General features: G+C 58.3%; 18 protein-coding genes. 6 read left to right on the top strand and 12 right to left on the bottom strand.

All coding sequences use genetic code 11. The features are described from left to right. Window positions 1–169: 169 nt before the first annotated feature. Window positions 170–664 (bottom strand): GNAT family N-acetyltransferase, encoded by a 495-nt coding sequence (locus O2N63_RS07115; protein ID WP_271053559.1) that lies wholly within the window; start codon window positions 662–664, stop codon window positions 170–172. A gap of 66 nt (window positions 665–730) precedes the next feature. Between O2N63_RS07115 and O2N63_RS07110 the strand changes: the two genes are divergently transcribed. Continuing rightward, window positions 731–1,336: a flavin reductase family protein gene (locus O2N63_RS07110; protein ID WP_271053558.1), complete on the top strand. Its 606-nt coding sequence runs from the start codon at window positions 731–733 to the stop codon at window positions 1,334–1,336. 56 nt (window positions 1,337–1,392) lie between these two features. Here the strand turns inward: O2N63_RS07110 and O2N63_RS07105 are convergent, their stop codons facing one another. Next, the gene (locus O2N63_RS07105) at window positions 1,393–3,024 is read right to left on the bottom strand and encodes a SulP family inorganic anion transporter (protein ID WP_271053557.1); all 1,632 of its coding nucleotides are present in this window, start codon (window positions 3,022–3,024) and stop codon (window positions 1,393–1,395) included. Between the two features lie 224 nt (window positions 3,025–3,248). Between O2N63_RS07105 and O2N63_RS07100 the strand changes: the two genes are divergently transcribed. Further along, the gene (locus O2N63_RS07100; protein WP_271053556.1) at window positions 3,249–4,301 is read left to right on the top strand and encodes a DUF418 domain-containing protein; all 1,053 of its coding nucleotides are present in this window, start codon (window positions 3,249–3,251) and stop codon (window positions 4,299–4,301) included. Further along, window positions 4,298–4,828, top strand: a complete 531-nt coding sequence (locus O2N63_RS07095) for an adenine phosphoribosyltransferase (protein ID WP_271053555.1) — start codon at window positions 4,298–4,300, stop codon at window positions 4,826–4,828. Before O2N63_RS07100 ends, O2N63_RS07095 begins: the two co-directional genes overlap by 4 nt. A gap of 332 nt (window positions 4,829–5,160) precedes the next feature. Here the strand turns inward: O2N63_RS07095 and O2N63_RS07090 are convergent, their stop codons facing one another. The 10 genes from O2N63_RS07090 to coxB all read right to left on the bottom strand — a co-directional run bounded on the left by O2N63_RS07090 (window position 5,161) and on the right by coxB (window position 14,266). Further along, a complete protein-coding gene (locus O2N63_RS07090; RefSeq protein WP_271053554.1) occupies window positions 5,161–6,582 on the bottom strand; it encodes an FAD-binding oxidoreductase in 1,422 nt (473 codons plus the stop codon). Between the two features lie 114 nt (window positions 6,583–6,696). Further along, the gene (locus O2N63_RS07085) at window positions 6,697–7,296 is read right to left on the bottom strand and encodes a GNAT family N-acetyltransferase (RefSeq protein ID WP_271053553.1); all 600 of its coding nucleotides are present in this window, start codon (window positions 7,294–7,296) and stop codon (window positions 6,697–6,699) included. After that, complete coding sequence (locus O2N63_RS07080; RefSeq protein ID WP_271053552.1) at window positions 7,296–8,564, bottom strand: M16 family metallopeptidase; 1,269 nt, start codon at window positions 8,562–8,564, stop codon at window positions 7,296–7,298. Before O2N63_RS07080 ends, O2N63_RS07085 begins: the two co-directional genes overlap by 1 nt. A 5-nt stretch (window positions 8,565–8,569) precedes the next feature. After that, entirely contained in the window at window positions 8,570–9,955 is a 1,386-nt protein-coding gene (gene thrC, locus O2N63_RS07075) for a threonine synthase (protein WP_271053551.1), read from the bottom strand. Between the two features lie 13 nt (window positions 9,956–9,968). Then, on the bottom strand, window positions 9,969–10,667 hold the full coding sequence (locus tag O2N63_RS07070) for an SURF1 family protein (RefSeq protein ID WP_271053550.1): 699 nt from the start codon (window positions 10,665–10,667) through the stop codon (window positions 9,969–9,971). An 84-nt stretch (window positions 10,668–10,751) separates the two neighbouring features. Then, complete coding sequence (locus O2N63_RS07065) at window positions 10,752–11,552, bottom strand: cytochrome c oxidase subunit 3 (protein ID WP_271053549.1); 801 nt, start codon at window positions 11,550–11,552, stop codon at window positions 10,752–10,754. 42 nt (window positions 11,553–11,594) lie between these two features. After that, a complete protein-coding gene (locus O2N63_RS07060) occupies window positions 11,595–12,179 on the bottom strand; it encodes a cytochrome c oxidase assembly protein (protein WP_271053548.1) in 585 nt (194 codons plus the stop codon). Continuing rightward, the gene (locus O2N63_RS07055; protein WP_271053547.1) at window positions 12,176–12,337 is read right to left on the bottom strand and encodes a hypothetical protein; all 162 of its coding nucleotides are present in this window, start codon (window positions 12,335–12,337) and stop codon (window positions 12,176–12,178) included. The genes O2N63_RS07060 and O2N63_RS07055 overlap by 4 nt, the downstream gene beginning before the upstream one ends. Continuing rightward, window positions 12,337–13,290, bottom strand: a complete 954-nt coding sequence (gene cyoE, locus O2N63_RS07050; protein ID WP_271053546.1) for a heme o synthase — start codon at window positions 13,288–13,290, stop codon at window positions 12,337–12,339. The genes O2N63_RS07055 and cyoE overlap by 1 nt, the downstream gene beginning before the upstream one ends. Window positions 13,291–13,405: 115 nt before the next feature. Then, window positions 13,406–14,266, bottom strand: a complete 861-nt coding sequence (gene coxB / locus O2N63_RS07045; RefSeq protein ID WP_271053545.1) for a cytochrome c oxidase subunit II — start codon at window positions 14,264–14,266, stop codon at window positions 13,406–13,408. A gap of 202 nt (window positions 14,267–14,468) precedes the next feature. Here coxB and tldD point away from each other — a divergent pair, with 202 nt between their 5' ends. The 3 genes from tldD to O2N63_RS07030 are packed head-to-tail and all read left to right on the top strand — an operon-like array spanning window position 14,469 to window position 16,903. After that, entirely contained in the window at window positions 14,469–15,929 is a 1,461-nt protein-coding gene (tldD, locus tag O2N63_RS07040; protein ID WP_408629793.1) for a metalloprotease TldD, read from the top strand. Further along, entirely contained in the window at window positions 15,926–16,408 is a 483-nt protein-coding gene (locus tag O2N63_RS07035) for a hypothetical protein (protein WP_271053544.1), read from the top strand. Before tldD ends, O2N63_RS07035 begins: the two co-directional genes overlap by 4 nt. A gap of 12 nt (window positions 16,409–16,420) precedes the next feature. Then, complete coding sequence (locus O2N63_RS07030; RefSeq protein WP_271053543.1) at window positions 16,421–16,903, top strand: hypothetical protein; 483 nt, start codon at window positions 16,421–16,423, stop codon at window positions 16,901–16,903. Window positions 16,904–16,986: the final 83 nt, after the last annotated feature.

Raw genomic sequence — 16,986 nt, 5'->3', positions numbered from 1 at the left:
CTTGTTTGAAATTTCTCTGATTTTGTTTTGTCTTTTATTGGCGGTCTCGGTGTACCGGGCCTGGCGTAACTTTATTGAGCTTCGTAATTTTGAAACTGATGGCCCCACAGAGCAGAGCCTACCCAACAGCGCGCGCCTTGGAATGGATCAACATCCCTTACGCGCGAGCTCACACATCGATCACAAATCGCTCGACATCACCGATGATGCCCACCCAGGCATCAGAGCGCAGAGCGATACCAAGAACCCGATCGGGATTGGTGGGCGGGGGCATGATCACCCCGGTAAGCCTACTGAAACCAAACCGACGATAGTAGGGCGCGTCCCCCACCAATAGGACCCGCTCCCAACCTTCGGCCTTAGCTTGTTCCAGGCTGCCGCGGATCAAAAGTCCGCCAAGGCCCTCGCCCTGACGCGTCGGGTGCACGGCTACAGGGCCCAGCAATAGGGCTGTTTCCCCACCGATCCTAACAGGCCAATAGCGAATGGCCCCCCCAATGATCCCGTCCGCATCCCGCGCAACCATCGACAGCGATGGAACCGGGTCAACACCATGACGCAGGCGATAAGACGACAATGCTTCGCGCCCCGGCGCAAAACAGGTGTCATAGAGGGCTTCTACCTCCCACCAGTCGTCTTCCTGTTCTACCGTCAGCGTATACACGGCACCTTCCCTTTTCTCCTCTTTTGCTGCTAGCAGGAGGAGAGCGGCGAGAAAAGGGAGAAGCGCATGTTTTATCAACCGAAAGAGGGTCACGGGCTGCCGCACAACCCGTTCAACGCCATTGTCACGCCGCGCCCGATAGCCTGGATCTCGACCCGTGACACCGAGGGGAGAGACAATCTCGCCCCCTATTCATTTTTCAACGGGGTGGCCTATGAGCCGCCACAGGTCATGTTTGCTTCGACATCCGGGAAATCTGATCGTGATCTGGGGAAAGACAGTTTGGACAATATCAACAATACGGGCGAGTTTTGCGTGCATATTGTCAGCGAAGATATGACAAATGCGATGAATATCTCTTCCGGAGCTTATGAGCGTGACGTAGACGAGTTCACGCGCGCGGGACTTGAGAAAACCGGGTGTGAGCTGATCAATTGCGCTCGCATTGCCGCTGCTCCAGCCGCCCTTGAGTGCAAACTCACCCAAATCACACGCCTGCCCGGCAAGGAAAACCTCGTCTGTTTCGGTGAAGTTGTTGGGGTACATTTGAATGAGGATTGCCTGATCGACGGGATCTTTGATCCGACATCGAAAGGCCTGCTCGCCCGGATGGGCTATCGCAATTACACTGTGGTGCGGGACCAATTTGAGCTGAAGCGGCCCGGCGAGTAACTGGACAAACGAAAAAGGGCGCCAGACGGCGCCCTAATCAAATCTGCACGGGTGGCTTAGTGCCCGCCAAGGATCCCAGTCTTGACCGAGTAATCCGCCGCGATTTCGTAATCCGGGTCATCATCGCTGTCGACCATCAAGTGCCCCGCCTTGGTCAACAGGTCGTGGCAATCGCGGCTTAGGTGGCGCAGCTGGACCTTCTTGCCCGCCGCTTCATATTTTGCCGCTACCGCTTCGATGGCCTGCAAGGCGGATTGGTCAACCACGCGAGAGCGGGCAAATTCGATCACCACAAGCTCTGGGTCGTTCTTCACGTCGAAAAGCTCGATGAACCCGTCGGCTGAGCCAAAGAACAGCGGGCCCTCAACGTCATAGACCTTGGCGCCCTCTTCATCGCGCGTGACCGCGTGGATGCGCGCTGCGGCATTCCAGGCGTAGGCCAGCGCCGATACGATCACACCGACCACAACGGCCACGGCGAGGTCTTCATAGACGGTGACAGCGGTCACCAGCAGGATGACAAAGGCATCGATACGCGGCACGCGGCGTAGGATTGTCAGCGAGTTCCAGGCAAAGGTACCGATCACCACCATGAACATCACGCCAACAAGGGCCGCGAGCGGGATCATTTCAATCCAGCTGGACGCAGCAACGATGAAGAGCAGCAAGAACACGGCTGCTGCAATACCGGCAATGCGGGTGCGCCCGCCTGATTTCACGTTGATCATCGACTGACCGATCATCGCGCAACCGCCCATGCCGCCGAAGAAGCCAGTGACCACGTTTGAGGCCCCCTGAGCGATACATTCCTGCGAAGCACCACCACGCTGGCCGGTGATCTCACCCACAAGGTTCAGGGTCAGAAGGCTTTCGATCAGACCAATGGCGGCAAGGATCACGGCGTAGGGCAGAATGATCCAGAGCGTTTCCAGCGTGAAGGGCGCAAGCATCGTGCCATAAAGCCCCTCTCCTTCGCCAAACATCCAGTGGAAGCTCGGCAGCCCACCCTTGATCGAGGCCATGTCACCCACGGTAGGCACATTGATGCCAAAGGCAATGACCAGACCCGCCACGATGCCGATCCCGGCCAGTGGTGCAGGGATGATATTGGTGATTTTCGGTAGACCCCAGATGATCAGCATGGTCAGGCCCACAAGCCCCAACATGGTGTAAAGCTGCATCCCTGTCAGCCACGCATCAGGATTTCCGGGCTGTTTGAACTGCGTCATCTGCGCCAGGAAAATAACGATCGCAAGCCCGTTCACAAAGCCCAGCATCACCGGGTGCGGCACGAGGCGGATAAACTTGCCCCAATGCATAATCCCCGCAAATATCTGCAACAGCCCCATCAAGACCACAGTGGCAAAGAGATATTCCACCCCATGTTGCGCCACCAGCGCCACCATAACCACCGCCAGCGCACCGGTCGCGCCCGAGATCATGCCGGGGCGCCCACCGATCACTGCGGTGATCAGCCCCACCATGAATGCGGCATAAAGGCCCACCAGCGGGTGCACGCCTGCCACAAAGGCAAATGCGACCGCTTCGGGCACCAGCGCAAGGGCCACGGTCAAGCCGGACAGAAGCTCGATCTTGATCCGGGCAGGTGTCAGGATCTCGTTCGGCGACAAGCGCAGATCGGGGCGTTCAATACGGGCGGCATAACGGGCCAGAAGAGCTCGGGGCATCAGATCACCTTGATGGGAGGATTGTTCGCGATGTGGCTACCTAACGGGTATTGAATAAAAAAGAAACCCTGATGACGCCCTCCCCAGCTTGGTTTCGGGACGACCGCGCGGCTTTCATCATCGACCTCATGAAACATGGATTACATGATTGGTTGATTCTCTCTTGCACCCTGCCCCAACTGGCCTCAGACTCCTTGCAAACAAAAAAGGACAGCGGAGCAGACATGCGCAATCAGGGCATTGATATCGCGCGTTTTTTCGCGTTTGCAGGCATGGTTTTGGTCAACTTCCGCATTACCGCCGAGGTGACAACCGGCGGGGGCTGGGGGGGTGCCGATGTGGTGTCGGACTGGGCGCTGGACTGGCCTGCAATCCTGACCGGGTATCTCGAGGGCCGCGCAGCAGCCTTGTTTGTCATTCTAGCAGGGGTCGGGGTGGCACTTGGCACACCCGCATGGCACCTGACCCTGCGCCGCGCCATCTTCCTGTTTGGGATTGGTATGGCGAATATGCTGATCTTCGACGCCGATATCCTGCATTTCTATACGTTCTATTTCCTTGTCGGCGCTGCCTTTCTGAGCGTGTCGAACCGCACCCTATTGCTGGTGGCCGCAGGGTTTGTGGTGATCGGCGCTCTGGCGCAGGCTTTGCTGGATTATAGCGTGGGCTGGAACTGGGACAGCCTCACCTACGCGGATGTCTGGACCCTGCCCGGTTTCCTGCGCCACACGCTTTATAATGGGTGGTATCCCGTCTTTCCTTGGGCAGGCTTTCTTCTGTTTGGCCTGTGGCTGGGGCGGTTGAAGCTGACCCGTGTGCCGGTCCAGCTGGGTCTGCTGATCGGAGGGGCTGTGATTGCCGCAGCGACCGAGCTCCTGTCTCAATCGCTGATCGAACTGCCTGAGTGGGGGGATCTCATGGGCACCACGCCAATCCCGCCCGGTCCGCTTTTCATGATTGCGGCAGGGGCCACGGCAACGGCAGCGCTGGGGGCCATCCTTCTTATCACCCCGCTGTTGTGCCTGATCCGGCTGGAATTGATCTTTGTGGCCCCCGGTCGCATAACGCTTTCGCTTTACGTGGCGCATATCCTGATTGGCATGGGGCTGCTTGAGGCCTTGGGGCTTTTGGACGGGCAGATGACCAGCTTTGGAATTTTTGCCTATTCCATGGGATTTGTCGCATCTGCCGCATTGTTTGCAGGCATCTGGTTGCGTATCTTCCGCCGTGGGCCAATAGAGGCCCTGATGCGCATCACCACCGAAGGTAAGACATGAAAACCGTCAAGGACTATATCCGCACCATCGTCGACTTCCCCCACGAAGGGATCCTGTTTCGCGATGTAACAACGCTGTTTGCCGACCCGCGCGGGATGCGCATGGCAATCGACCAGATGCTGCACCCCTATGCAGGGCAGCCGATCGACAAGGTTGTTGGTCTTGAAGCCCGTGGTTTTATCATCGGCGGCGCGATTGCCCACCAACTTGGCACCGGATTTGTACCCGTCCGTAAGAAGGGTAAGCTGCCCGGTGAAACGCTTTCGCAGGCCTATACGCTGGAATATGGCGAGGCGGTGGTCGAGATGCACACCGACGCGATCCAACCGGGTGAACGCGTGCTTTTGGTCGATGACTTGTTGGCGACCGGTGGCACTGCTGGCGCGGGCATCAAACTTCTGGAACGTGTCGGCGCTGACATCATCGGGTGTGCGTTCATTGTCGATCTGCCGGAACTCGGCGGACGCAAGGTGCTTGAGGACATGGGCATGGATGTGCATGTTCTTTGCGAGTTCGAGGGGCTTTGAGAGCTCCGAAACACGATGCCTTGTGAACGGGTTGTTAATCCTTCACCGCTAAAACACACATGTCCGTTGGAGCAACGGACGCTGCTTGTGCACGCCGATATTTATCGACCCCGTGCGATGCCCTGCCTTCACCCAAAGGCGGGGCATCACTCATTTTGAGGATGAGGCAGCTCGGGGGCGAGGCGACGGTTCTCCCGCACTCTGTCGCCCTGATATGAGGGCTCCGCCGTGTGGGCATGGCTCGTTCTGCGAATGAGCCTGAGGGGCGCTGCCCCTCGCGGCTTTGCCGCTCACCCCGAGGTATTTCGGGCAAGAAAAAAGAAAGGGAACGCTCAGGAGGTGTGAGCAAATAACACCCCCGGGTTCATGATACCCTTGGGGTCTAGTGCCTGTTTGATCGCGCGCATAGCCGCAAGGCGAGTCGGATCACCGAACCGCTCAAGTTCGGAGGTTTTAAGCCGCCCCACGCCGTGCTCTGCCGAGAAAGATCCGCCATACTCGTGCACCAGACCGTAGACGATCTCACGGATTTGGTTGACCTGATCCTCATAGTCCTGCTTGGACCGTCCTTTCGGCGGAAAGACATTATAGTGCAGATTGCCGTCCCCAAGATGGCCAAACGCATTTATGCGGAAAGGGTCAAGTGCCGCGAGTAACGCATCGGCGCGCGCGAGGAAGTCGGGAATGTCCGACAGCGGCAGTGAGATGTCATGCGACGAGATCGCCCCCACATGGCGATTGGCCAGAGGGATCTCTTCGCGCAGCTTCCACAGCGCGAGCCTTTGGGCATCTGATTGGGCAATGACACCATCCGAAACGAGGCCCTTTTCCAACGCGGCCTCGAACAGGTCAAGCAGAGCCGCCTGGGCTTGCCCGACACCCCCCAATCCAAGTTCGATCAGCACGGTCCAGGGTGGGTGCGCCTTAAAGGGTTGAGGGCCACCCATCCCGGCCTCTTCCAGAAACGCCAGACCAACCCCGGAAATCAGTTCAAACGCCGAGATCCCCTCGCCCAATTGCGTCTGCACCAACGTCAGCAACGAAAGAGCTGCTGCCGGTCTATCGACCACCAAAAGGGCAGTAGCCACCGATCGGGGGCGTGGCGACAAGCGAAGGCTGGCGGCCGTGATCACCCCTAACGTACCCTCAGCTCCGCACAAAAGGTTCACCAGATCATAACCAGTATTGTCTTTCCTGAGCCGCTTCAGCCCATGCCAGATCCGCCCGTCAGGCAACACGGCCTCAAGCCCCAGACAAAGCGCACGTGCATTGCCATAGCGCAGCACGTTCACTCCGCCCGCATTGGTGGACAGGCAGCCCCCAATCCGGCACGACCCTTCTGAGGCCAGAGACAAGGGAAACAACCGATCCACTTGTTCAGCAGCGGATTGAACATCCGCCAGAATTGCGCCAGCTTCCGCGACCAGAACATTTTCGTCAGGGTATATGTCCCGAACCCGGGTCATTCGTTCCATTGAGAGGATAACCGGTCTCGCGCAAAGCTCGGCGGGCATCACCTGCCCCCCCACCAACCCGGTGCCACCACCAAATGGCACGACCGGTACAGATGCCTGATGGCAAGTACGCAAGATGGTGGAAACTTCATCGACAGTGCCGGGCGCCAGAACCAAACCGTCTGAGCCATGGAATTGGCCCCGTGGTTCTTCCATGTAATGCGAGGTCAAGGGGCGAAACACTGCCGCAGGCAAACCAGCCCGCAACTGCGCCTCAAATTCCTGATCCACGTTCCGCATGACACCTTCTTTTTTTCTTGCATCAAATACCTCCGCCGGAGGCAACCGAGCGAAGCGAGGCCATCATCTGCGGGCTGAGGTGCCAACCGAAGCCCCCTGCCCGTCGACCCTGGCTTACCCCACTAAGGTACGCCCGCGCCGGTCTGATCGCAGATTGGCATAGAGAACATGGTTGCGCCAGCGCCCGTTGATCTGAAGATAGCTCTGCGCCACGCCTTCATATTTGAACCCGACCTTCTCTAAAACCCCACGCGACGCGGCATTTTCAGGCAGGCACCCGGCCTCAAGTCGGCTCAGGTCGAGATCATGAAACGCATAATGGACGACGGCCTCCAAGCCTTCGCGCATGTAGCCCTGACGGGCAAAGCACTCGCCCACCCAATAGCCGGTGGTCCCCGCCTGCGAAGGCCCCCGCCGGATATTATCAAGCGTGATCGCCCCCAATAGCATCTGATCTTCGCGCCGGATCATGAATAGCGGCAGCGCCGTGCCCCCTGCCACCGAACGATTTGCCCAATAAACCCGGTTGGTGAAGCTCTTTCGGCTCAGGTGATCTGCCGCCCATGTGGGTTCCCATGGTGTCAGAAATTCTTGGCTGGACGCTCTCAAGGCCGACCAGGCGCGATAGTCACCATGCAGAGGGGGGCGCAGCGTCATCCGCTCGGTTTCGATCCGGAACTTCTTGCGTGTACGGGTCGAAAACGGGCCAAACATCACGCTGCCTTTCTGCGTTCGCTCAGATCGGACAGGGGCAATGCCTTTTCTGCCGGACCATAGACCGCCATGGCCATGGCCCCGTCTTGCGCCATCGCGCGGCCCACGGTTCGCATCTCGTCCAACGTAACCGCGTCGATCTTCTCAACGGTTTCATGAAGACCCGGCACCCTGTCCCAGATGCCCAGCAAACGGGCAGACCGTTCGGCACGCGCAGATGGGCTTTCAAGCCCCATCAGAAGCCCCGCTTTCATCTGCACCCGGGCGCGTTCCATTTCACGCGCGTTCATATCCTCTGCCGAACGGGCAAGCTCCTGCATGGTCAACCCTGCCAGATCCGCGATATCATCGCTCGAAGTACCCGCGTAGATCGTCATCATGCCGGTGTCATCGTAACAGCCGACCTGCGCATAGATCGAATAGCACAGCCCACGCTTTTCCCGGACTTCCTGAAACAGACGCGAAGACATGCCGCCACCAAGGGCCGAGCTGAAAAGCTGGGCCGCGTAAAACGCATCGTCGCGGTAGCCCGGCGCCTCAATCCCCAGCGCAAAATGCACCTGCTCGAGCCCCGGACGGATCTCATGCCGCTCACCGCTGGCCCATTGGGCGGTAGGCTCGGCATATTCCGACCCGCGGGTCAGACCGCCAAAGGTGGTCTCGGCCAGACGCATGATCTCGTCATGATCCACCGCACCAGCGGCAGACAGGATCAGCCGTTCTGGGCCGTAGTGCTGGGCCACAAACCCAGCCAGATCCGCACGCTGGAATCCCTGTACGCGTTCCACCGGGCCCAGAATGGTGCGGCCCAGCGGCTGGTTCGGAAAGGCTTCCTCCTGCAACCAGTCGAAAATCACGTCATCCGGCGTATCCAGCGCCTGTCCGATTTCCTGCAGGATCACACCGCGTTCGGTTTCGATCTCGTTCAAGTCAAACACCGGGTTCAGCACAATGTCGGAAATCACGTCAAAAGCCAGTGCAACGTCCTGTTTCAGGACCCGGGCGTAATAGGCCGTGACCTCGCGCGAGGTATAGGCGTTGATATAGCCACCCACATCTTCAATCGCTTCGGCGATTTCCAGAGACGAGCGCCGCTCGGTGCCCTTGAACGCCATATGCTCAAGGAAATGCGCAATACCATTTTGCGCCTTGGTTTCATGGCGTCCACCAGCCATGACCCAGATGCCAAGGCTTGCACTTGCCAACCCCGGCATGTTTTCGGTCACAACGCGAAACCCGTTCGCCAGCCGTCCGATTTCAACTGTCATATGGCTTATCGTCCAATCTTTTCGCGGATGACCGCTTTGAGGGCATCAAGATCACCGGCCACGCGGGTCACGCGTTCTTCGCGGTCAAAAAGGTCAGCCATGCGGGGCGGCAGCGGCGCGTCTTGCCCGCAAGCGTCTTTGACCGCGGCCGGGAATTTGGCCGGGTGAGCCGTGGCGAGGGTGATCATCGGGGTATCTGTCAGATGTTCACGCGCGACTTTCACGCCGACGGCGGAGTGCGGGCACAGCACTTCGTTGGTCGCTTCAAAGCTGCGTTTGATTTCTGCCGAGGTTTCATCTTCCGAAGCGCGGCCCGAGGTGAATTGCTCCTTCAGGAATTCCATCGCCCCTTGCGAGATGGTAAAGCCCCCCGAGGCGAGGTCTGCCATCTGGCTTTGCACCGCCTTGCCGTCGCGCCCATAAGCGTCAAACAGCGCGCGTTCAAAGTTCGAGCTGACCTGAATGTCCATTGAGGGCGAAATCGAGGGTGTGACTTCGCCTTTGGTATAAGCGCCAGTTTCCATCGTGCGGTGCAGAATGTCGTTCTGGTTGGTGGCAATCACCAGTTGGTCAATCGGCAGGCCCCTTTTCTTGGCGATATAGCCCGCAAAAATGTCGCCAAAGTTGCCGGTCGGCACGGTGAAGCTAACCTTGCGGTGCGGCGCACCAAGGGCCACGGCCGAGGTGAAATAGTAAACCACCTGCGCCAACACCCGGCCCCAGTTGATCGAGTTCACACCGGCGAGTTTCACCTCATCCCGGAACTCGAAATCATTGAACATGTCCTTCAGGCGCGCCTGACAATCGTCGAAATCACCATCTACGGCCAAAGCGTGCACATTCGACTCGCTCGGCGTGGTCATCTGGCGGCGCTGCACGTCAGAGACGCGGCCATGCGGGTAGAGGATGCAGACATCCACATTATCGAGCCCGCGGAAGGCCTCGATCGCGGCAGAACCGGTGTCACCCGAGGTTGCACCCACAATGGTGATCTTCTCGCCGCGTTTCGCGAGCGCCACCTGGAAGAGCTGGCCGATCAGTTGCATGGCGAAATCTTTGAACGCCAGCGTCGGGCCGTGGAACAGCTCCAGCAGGAAATGGCCGGATTCCAGTTGCACCAGCGGCGCGCGGGCCTCATGACCAAAGCCCGCATAGGCCTTGGCGATGATCTCACGGAACTCTTCATCCGAAAAGCTGCCTTCGACAAAGGGGCGCATCACGCGGAAGGCGGCCTCTTCGTAAGACACACCCGCAAGGGCGGCGATCTCGTCCGAGGTCATGGTCGGCACAGTTTCGGGCACATACAGGCCGCCATCACGGGCAAGCCCGGTCAGCATGGCGTCTTCGAAACTCAGAACCGGGGCCTCTCCTCGGGTCGAAACATAGCGCATTTCTGTCTTTCCTTTATGCGTCGGCATGTGGTCCAGATTGGGACCGTCGGCGCTTCATACGCCAAAGCGCAAAGCCTGTCATCACCGACCATGTAATGGCGAGCAAAAACCACGTCCCGACATATTCCAGATGACGGTTTGGGATGCCGGATGAGGTTACGGGCATGGGTTTGATCGCTGGGTCGGTCTGGTCGCGGGCCACAATGAGAATCGGCTCTGTGTTCAGGTGCCGGGCGAGCTTATCCACATCGCGTGCAAACCAGATGTTGCCCGCAATATCATCTTCCGGCGTATAGCTGTCACGTTCATCGGGCCAGTGCACGTTACCGGTGAGCGTCATGGGCACGCTCGCTTCAAGATCAGGCCGCCCGGATTGCACCGGCACAAAACCTCGATCCACAAGAATGCGCCGCCCCTCCGGCATGACAAAGGCAGACACCACTCGATGCCCTGCTCCAAAATCGCGGGTGGACGCAAGAATGAACACTCCGTTTTCGTCAAATGATCCGCTCACAAAAACGGGCAGATACTTGTCCTGTTCCGCATCAGGCGACTTTGGAAGGTCCACCGGATCCGCCCCTATCTTCGCTTCAATCTTGGCAATCAACGCCACTTTCTCCTCGAGGCGAGAGAGCTGCCACGTGCCCAGCGACACAAAAATGGCGAGGACAATCATGCTGAGGAACGCTGCGATGATAAATTTCCAGTTCATTCAGGCGGAGCTTTCTGGGGTTTGGAATGGGAAAGGGCGCGGGATCTCTCCCACGCCCCAATTAGGACCGAATTTGGATCAGGTTCAACCGCCCCAGATGTAGACTGCGGCGAAGAGGAACAACCAGACCACGTCCACGAAGTGCCAGTACCAGGCGGCTGCCTCGAACCCGACGTGGCTTTCGGGGGTGAAGTGGCCCTTCAACGCGCGCAACATGCAGACGAAGAGGAAGATGGTGCCGACGATCACGTGGAAACCGTGGAAGCCGGTCGCCATGAAGAAGTTCACGCCATAGATGTTGCCCGAGAAGCCAAAGGCGGCGTGGCTGTATTCATAGGCCTGGAACACGGTGAAGATCGCGCCGAGGATCACCGCGATGGCCAGACCGTTGATCAGGTCTTTGCGGTTGTTTTCATGGGCAATTGCGTGGTGTGCCCAGGTCACGGCCGCACCCGACAGAAGCAGGATCAGCGTGTTGATCAGCGGCAGGTGCCAAGGGTCAAAGGTTTCAATCCCCACCGGCGGCCAGACGCCATCAATCGCGGGCGAGCCTTCGGTCATCGGGTACAGCGCGTGCTTGAAGAACGACCAGAACCAGGCCGAGAAGAACATCACTTCGGACATGATGAACAGGATCACGCCATAGCGCAGGCCAATTTTCACCACCGGGGTGTGATCTCCGGTCTGACCTTCATGAACGACATCCGACCACCAGGCGAACATAACATAGAGCACGCCAATCAGGCCTGCGAAAAACAGCCAAGGCATGTCGTTTGCCATCCACTGGACAGCCCCAAACAGCATGATAAAGCCCGACACCGCGCCGATGAACGGATTCACCGATGGCGGCAGAATATGATAATCGTGGTTCTTTGCATGTGCCATTTTGTTTTCTGGTCCCTATTCTACAGGCCTGTTGCCCAGCCCTCAGTTGTTCTCGGTATTGCCCGCGGCGGGGTCGATTGCCAGTCTAGCAACCTCTTCCGGCAGGTCAGTTTCATGGAAAGTGTATGACAGCGTGATGGCCTTGACGAATTTGGCTTCACGGTCGTCGATCAGTTCGGGGTCGACATAGAAAGTGACCGGCATGGTCACGCGCTCACCGGGTTGGAGCACCTGCTCTTCAAAGCAGAAACAGTCGATCTTGGTAAAATAACCGCCGGCCGCGAAGGGGGCGACATTATAGCTCGCGGTGCCTGCGACAGGGCGATCAGTTGGGTTATAGGCCTCGTAAAACGCCAGGCCCGTCTCACCGATCTTGATGCGCATTTCATGCTGAAGGGGTTTGAACTCCCACGGCATGCCGCGTTCTTTTGAGGCGTCAAAGCGCACCAGCATTTCTTTGTCGAGCACCACATCCGACCCTGCATCCGCAACACCGGTAACCCCGCCGAATCCCGTGACCCGGCAGAACCAGTCGTAAAACGGAACAGAGGCCCAGGAGAGCGATCCCATAACGATCACCACACCGACCATCTTTATTGCCGTTTTTTGCGGGGCTGACAGGCTCATTCAGCAACCTCCGTACCCTGCTCGGGTTGGTAAAGCTCGCCCACCTTGACGACGGTGATGCCGTAGACAAGGGCGACAAAACCGATCAACACGAGGCCTAGCCCGATATTGCGGCTAAAACGGCGCTTGTGCAGTTCATGATCTTCTTTGAATGACATCAGCCCCAGCCTCCGAATCCGTAGGGTTTCAGCCCGGCTTCGATCAGCAGCGCACCGTAATGTGCAAAGAGGTAGATGAGTGACAGTTTGAACAGGCCGCGTTCGGACTTGTGATTGTCGGCATCAGAATGATCGTCATTGCGACGGAACACATCCCAGGCACCTTTAATGAACATCGCGTTCATCACCACGGCGATGGCCATATAGGTCGGCCCACCAACCGAGGTCACACCCAGTGCAACCGCAACCAGAGCCAGTACCAGCGTGTACCCAAGGATATGCGCACGTGTCGCTTTGCGCCCGTGGGTCACAGTCAGCATCGGCACGCCTGCATTGGCGTAATCACCCTTGGTAAAAAGCGCGAGCGCCCAGAAATGCGGCGGGGTCCAGGCGAAGGTCAGAGCAAACATCAGGATGCTTTCAATCGAAACGCCCCCGGTGGCCACCGCCCAGCCAATCATCGGAGGAAACGCACCTGCGGCGCCCCCGATCACGATATTCTGCGGCGTCCAGCGCTTCAGCCACATCGTATAGATCGCCACATAGAAGAAGATGGTGAAGGCCAGCAGGAACCCGGCCATAAAATTCGCAGTCAGCGCAAGGAATACGCAGGCAAACACCGATAGGGTCATACCCAGCGCAAAGGCTTCGCCTTCGGTCACCCGGCCCGATGGAATTGGACGCGATTGAGTGCGGCGCATTTTGCGGTCGATGTCCGCGTCCCACCACATATTGAGCGCACCGGACGCGCCTCCGCCCACGGCGATGAACAGGATTGATGCAAAAGCGATGACCGGATGCACGCCCTGAGGGGCCACAACCAGACCAACAAAGGCGGTAAACACCACAAGCGACATGACCCGCGGTTTCAGCAGCGCGAAGTAGTCGCCAAATCCGGCATCGCCAATCTGGCTGCCGGTCTGGGTGGTTGTATTAATGCTTGCGTCGCTCATCTTTCCTCACGCATTGCTGGCCATTGCCCTCTGCTCCATTCGAAAGCTGCCGGACCGTGGCGGGCGGATGGCGAGCACCTCAGAGGGTCTGTGGCGCCCGACGATCTGCGTCTGTTTATTCGGCCGAGGCCAGTTCCACACCGGGAATGGAGGCCGGGTTACCGGCATATTCCTCGATCGCGCCCTTGAGCCAGGCATCATACTGGTCCTGAGTCACGGCTTTTACAGTGATCGGCATGTAAGAGTGGTCCTTGCCGCACAGCTCTGAACACTGACCGAAATAGATGCCTTCCTTGCCCGGCTCAACTTCGAACCACAGTTCCGCCAGACGACCCGGAACGGCGTCTTGTTTCACACCAAAGGCGGGGATGGTCCAAGAGTGGATCACGTCCGCACCGGTGACCTGTACCACAACCTTTTTGCCGGTCGGCACGACAACGGCAGTGTCGGTGGCGAGCAGGTAGTCGGATTTCGAATAACCGCTGGCCTCCAGCTCATCTTTTGCCAGCATGAAGCTGTCAAAGGCGAACTCATGCTCTGGATATTCATAGCCCCAGTACCACTGGTATCCGGTGGCCTTGATCACAACATCCCCTTCCGGAATCACCTGTTGCTTGAACAGGACCGGCAACGAGAAGGCGCCAATGAAAACCAGGATGATCACCGGGATAAGGGTCCAGGCGATCTCAATCGGTGTGTGGTGCGAGAAGGTTGCGGGTTCCGGATTGGCGCGGCGGTTGAAGCGCACGATGCACCAAGCCAAAAGCAGCGTCACGAACAACGCAATGGCCGTGATGATGTACAGGATCAAGTTGTCGAGCCCTTGGGTGGCAACGGCAACATCGGTGACGGCAGGCTGGAAACCAACACCCCCATCAATCGGTTTACCGATCACTTCCAGGTTTTCCTGTGCGGTGGCGCGGGTCGCGGCCAAGATCGCAGTTGCAGTGGCAATCACGCTGCTGAAACGCTTCATATCGTCTTTTCATCCCTGTTCCCGGAGGCCTGCCGACAGTCACTCGACCACACCCCGGATCATCTTCCTGGCAACGGTTTCTTCTCCTCTAAAAGCAGTCTTTTTCGACGTCCAAAGGATATTGATGAGATTCCGTTGTTTCTCTTTGGTTTGAAACCATATTACAACGGAAGGGACAAGGGAAACCTTCTCAGGTTAAGCAATGATCCATGTCAAATCGCCGTTTTTTGAGGACCCGATGACCAACGCCAGTGATTTCCACCCGTTTGATACCCATCTCGATCAGGATCGTGCCCAAAAGATCCTGTCTGACGCCACGAATGGCGCTGATGATGGCGAGTTGTTTCTGGAGCGTCGACGCTCCGAATCTCTTGTCTTTGACGATGGGCGGTTGAAAAACGCGAGCTATGATGCATCGGAAGGGTTCGGCCTCCGGGCTGTGAAAGGTGAAACCGCGGGCTATGCCCACTCCACCGAGATCTCCGAGACCGCCCTGCAACGTGCCGCATCTACTGCAAAATTGGCCGTTGGAGATGGTGGCGGCACCTTGGCCGATGCGCCGCAGCCCACCAATCGCAAGCTTTATACCGACGCCGATCCGATGGCGGATGCAGAGTTTCCGGTGAAAATCGAAACCCTGCGCGAAATCGACGCTTTCACCCGCGGGCTCGACCCCCGCGTCGTGCAGGTCTCGGCCTCGATGGCGGCCTCCCTGCAAGAGGTTCACATCCTGCGCCCGGACGGAAAACTGGTCTCGGACACACGCCCGATGACGCGACTAAATGTCTCAGTCATCGTCGAGAAGGACGGACGGCGCGAAAGTGGCGGATCGGGTGGTGGGGGCCGCATCGGTCTTGGTGGGCTGATTGATCCAGAAAACTGGCAGATGCACGCCCGCGAGGCGCTGCGCATTGCGCTGGTCAATCTGGACGCGGTCCCTGCACCGGCAGGCGAGATGGATGTGGTGCTTGGCAATGGCTGGCCCGGTATCCTGTTGCACGAAGCCGTGGGGCACGGGCTTGAGGGTGATTTCAACCGCAAAGGCACTTCGGCCTTTTCGGGCCTCGTCGGCCAGCAAGTGGCTGCCAAGGGCGTGACCGTGGTGGATGATGGCACGCTGCCCGACCGGCGCGGATCACTTTCCGTAGATGACGAAGGCACGCCCACCGGGCGCGCCGTGCTGATCGAGGACGGGGTGCTGGTGGGCTATATGCAGGACCGCCAGAATGCCCGCCTGATGGGGGTCGCCCCCACCGGCAACGGTCGACGTGAAAGCTATGCCCATGCGCCCATGCCGCGTATGACCAACACCATCATGGAAAGCGGAGATGCCACCCCCGAAGAGGTTCTGGGTGAGTTGAAAGATGGCATCCATGCAGTCGGGTTTGGCGGCGGTCAGGTCGACATCACCAATGGCAAGTTTGTCTTCTCCTGCACCGAAGCCTATCTGGTGAAGAACGGCAAAGTGGTGGCCCCGGTGAAAGGCGCCACGCTGATCGGCGACGGGCCGCAGGCGATGAAACAGATCCGTGCCATCGGCAATGACATGTCACTTGATCCCGGCGTGGGCACCTGCGGCAAAGCGGGCCAATCGGTGCCTGTGGGCGTGGGCCAACCCACGCTTCTGATCGGCGGGTTGACCGTGGGTGGGGCGGCGGTGTGACGCCACCGCGCCTGCCCCAATGCCTATTGGCGGGCTATGGCACACTGGCCGCGCTTGTCGCGCTTGGTACCATCCTGTTCATTATCAACACTGGTGTTGGGCATTTGCTTACATTCCATGAGATCCGATGGATTACGGTCCTCTACGCCTATGTTGCGAGCCTGTCCTTGATGATGATCCTCGGTGCGCTCGTCACTGGGGTCCTGGGGTGCATACCTGCCATCATTTATTGGGTCGCTAGTCAGCTTGCACCGTCTGGTCTGATTTTGTCCCTGGCTATCGGGGGCAGCCATACACTTTTGATCGGAGCCATATTTCTTTCGGAATCCGATGGCAGCATATCTTTCGATACCTTGGCGCTCATTGCCTTACCACCCGGACTTTTGGCAGGAGTGGTTTTCGATGCCCTGCTGCAGCGCGTCCGAAATCGGAATATCCAGCCTGCGGATCGGCCTATTGCCTCTTCTGGCATCAGATGATCATGTTCGGGGATGGACGAACCAACTGACACCCCCATGCTTTACCTGAAAGCCGGGATCTATACGGTCCTGGCACTTTTTGGTCTTGGCATCGGCCTTTGGGCCGCGTTTTTCCTGATCGAAGGGCTGGTCGCTTTCACCGGCGGCTCGCTGTTGGAGCATGAGCTTATCGCCACTCCTTTCACCTTCCTTCTGTTCATGGCCATGGCCTTCACCTTCGGGCAAATCTATCTGGCGCCTTTGGCGGTCCTCACCATTGCCCTGTTCTGGAGCCTCAGCCAGTTTCTGGGTGAAAGCCGCTTGCTTGCGATTGGCGCAAGCATCCTGATCTCTTGGGCTGCTGGAATTCGCATATATCTCAATGATATCCAGAACATGCCCGGCCAAAGCCCCTTCCCGGCGGTGGTGCTTTTCACTCTGATTGGCGTCATTGCGGGCAGCATATTCTGGGCAGCCTTCTCTTCCGCAAGAGACAGGTATCAGAGCGGGCAGTGAGCCACCTCTTCTGGACATTTCCCAATTTCCACAAGTTTTCTGTGTTCCGTTAGGAGGGCGTTAACCATTGGCCGCGCATGGTG

The organism is Aliiroseovarius salicola, assembly GCF_027891095.1.
GTDB classification, from domain to species: Bacteria; Pseudomonadota; Alphaproteobacteria; order Rhodobacterales; family Rhodobacteraceae; genus Aliiroseovarius; species Aliiroseovarius salicola.
Note: the sequence above shows the minus strand (reverse complement) of the source record. Positions and strands in the feature narration are given on the sequence as shown.

Excerpts from the sequence above, each read along its gene's own strand:
- O2N63_RS07110 (WP_271053558.1), top strand. The coding sequence starts at position 731 with ATGTTTTATCAACCGAAAGAGGGTCACGGGCTGCCGCACAACCCGTTC.
- O2N63_RS07105 (WP_271053557.1), bottom strand. The coding sequence starts at position 3,024 with ATGCCCCGAGCTCTTCTGGCCCGTTATGCCGCCCGTATTGAACGCCCC.
- O2N63_RS07100 (WP_271053556.1), top strand. The coding sequence starts at position 3,249 with ATGCGCAATCAGGGCATTGATATCGCGCGTTTTTTCGCGTTTGCAGGC.
- O2N63_RS07095 (WP_271053555.1), top strand. The coding sequence starts at position 4,298 with ATGAAAACCGTCAAGGACTATATCCGCACCATCGTCGACTTCCCCCAC.
- O2N63_RS07090 (WP_271053554.1), bottom strand. The coding sequence starts at position 6,582 with ATGCGGAACGTGGATCAGGAATTTGAGGCGCAGTTGCGGGCTGGTTTG.
- O2N63_RS07085 (WP_271053553.1), bottom strand. The coding sequence starts at position 7,296 with ATGTTTGGCCCGTTTTCGACCCGTACACGCAAGAAGTTCCGGATCGAA.
- O2N63_RS07080 (WP_271053552.1), bottom strand. The coding sequence starts at position 8,564 with ATGACAGTTGAAATCGGACGGCTGGCGAACGGGTTTCGCGTTGTGACC.
- thrC (WP_271053551.1), bottom strand. The coding sequence starts at position 9,955 with ATGCGCTATGTTTCGACCCGAGGAGAGGCCCCGGTTCTGAGTTTCGAA.
- O2N63_RS07070 (WP_271053550.1), bottom strand. The coding sequence starts at position 10,667 with ATGAACTGGAAATTTATCATCGCAGCGTTCCTCAGCATGATTGTCCTC.
- O2N63_RS07065 (WP_271053549.1), bottom strand. The coding sequence starts at position 11,552 with ATGGCACATGCAAAGAACCACGATTATCATATTCTGCCGCCATCGGTG.
- O2N63_RS07060 (WP_271053548.1), bottom strand. The coding sequence starts at position 12,179 with ATGAGCCTGTCAGCCCCGCAAAAAACGGCAATAAAGATGGTCGGTGTG.
- O2N63_RS07055 (WP_271053547.1), bottom strand. The coding sequence starts at position 12,337 with ATGTCATTCAAAGAAGATCATGAACTGCACAAGCGCCGTTTTAGCCGC.
- cyoE (WP_271053546.1), bottom strand. The coding sequence starts at position 13,290 with ATGAGCGACGCAAGCATTAATACAACCACCCAGACCGGCAGCCAGATT.
- coxB (WP_271053545.1), bottom strand. The coding sequence starts at position 14,266 with ATGAAGCGTTTCAGCAGCGTGATTGCCACTGCAACTGCGATCTTGGCC.
- tldD (WP_408629793.1), top strand. The coding sequence starts at position 14,469 with ATGATCCATGTCAAATCGCCGTTTTTTGAGGACCCGATGACCAACGCC.
- O2N63_RS07030 (WP_271053543.1), top strand. The coding sequence starts at position 16,421 with ATGGACGAACCAACTGACACCCCCATGCTTTACCTGAAAGCCGGGATC.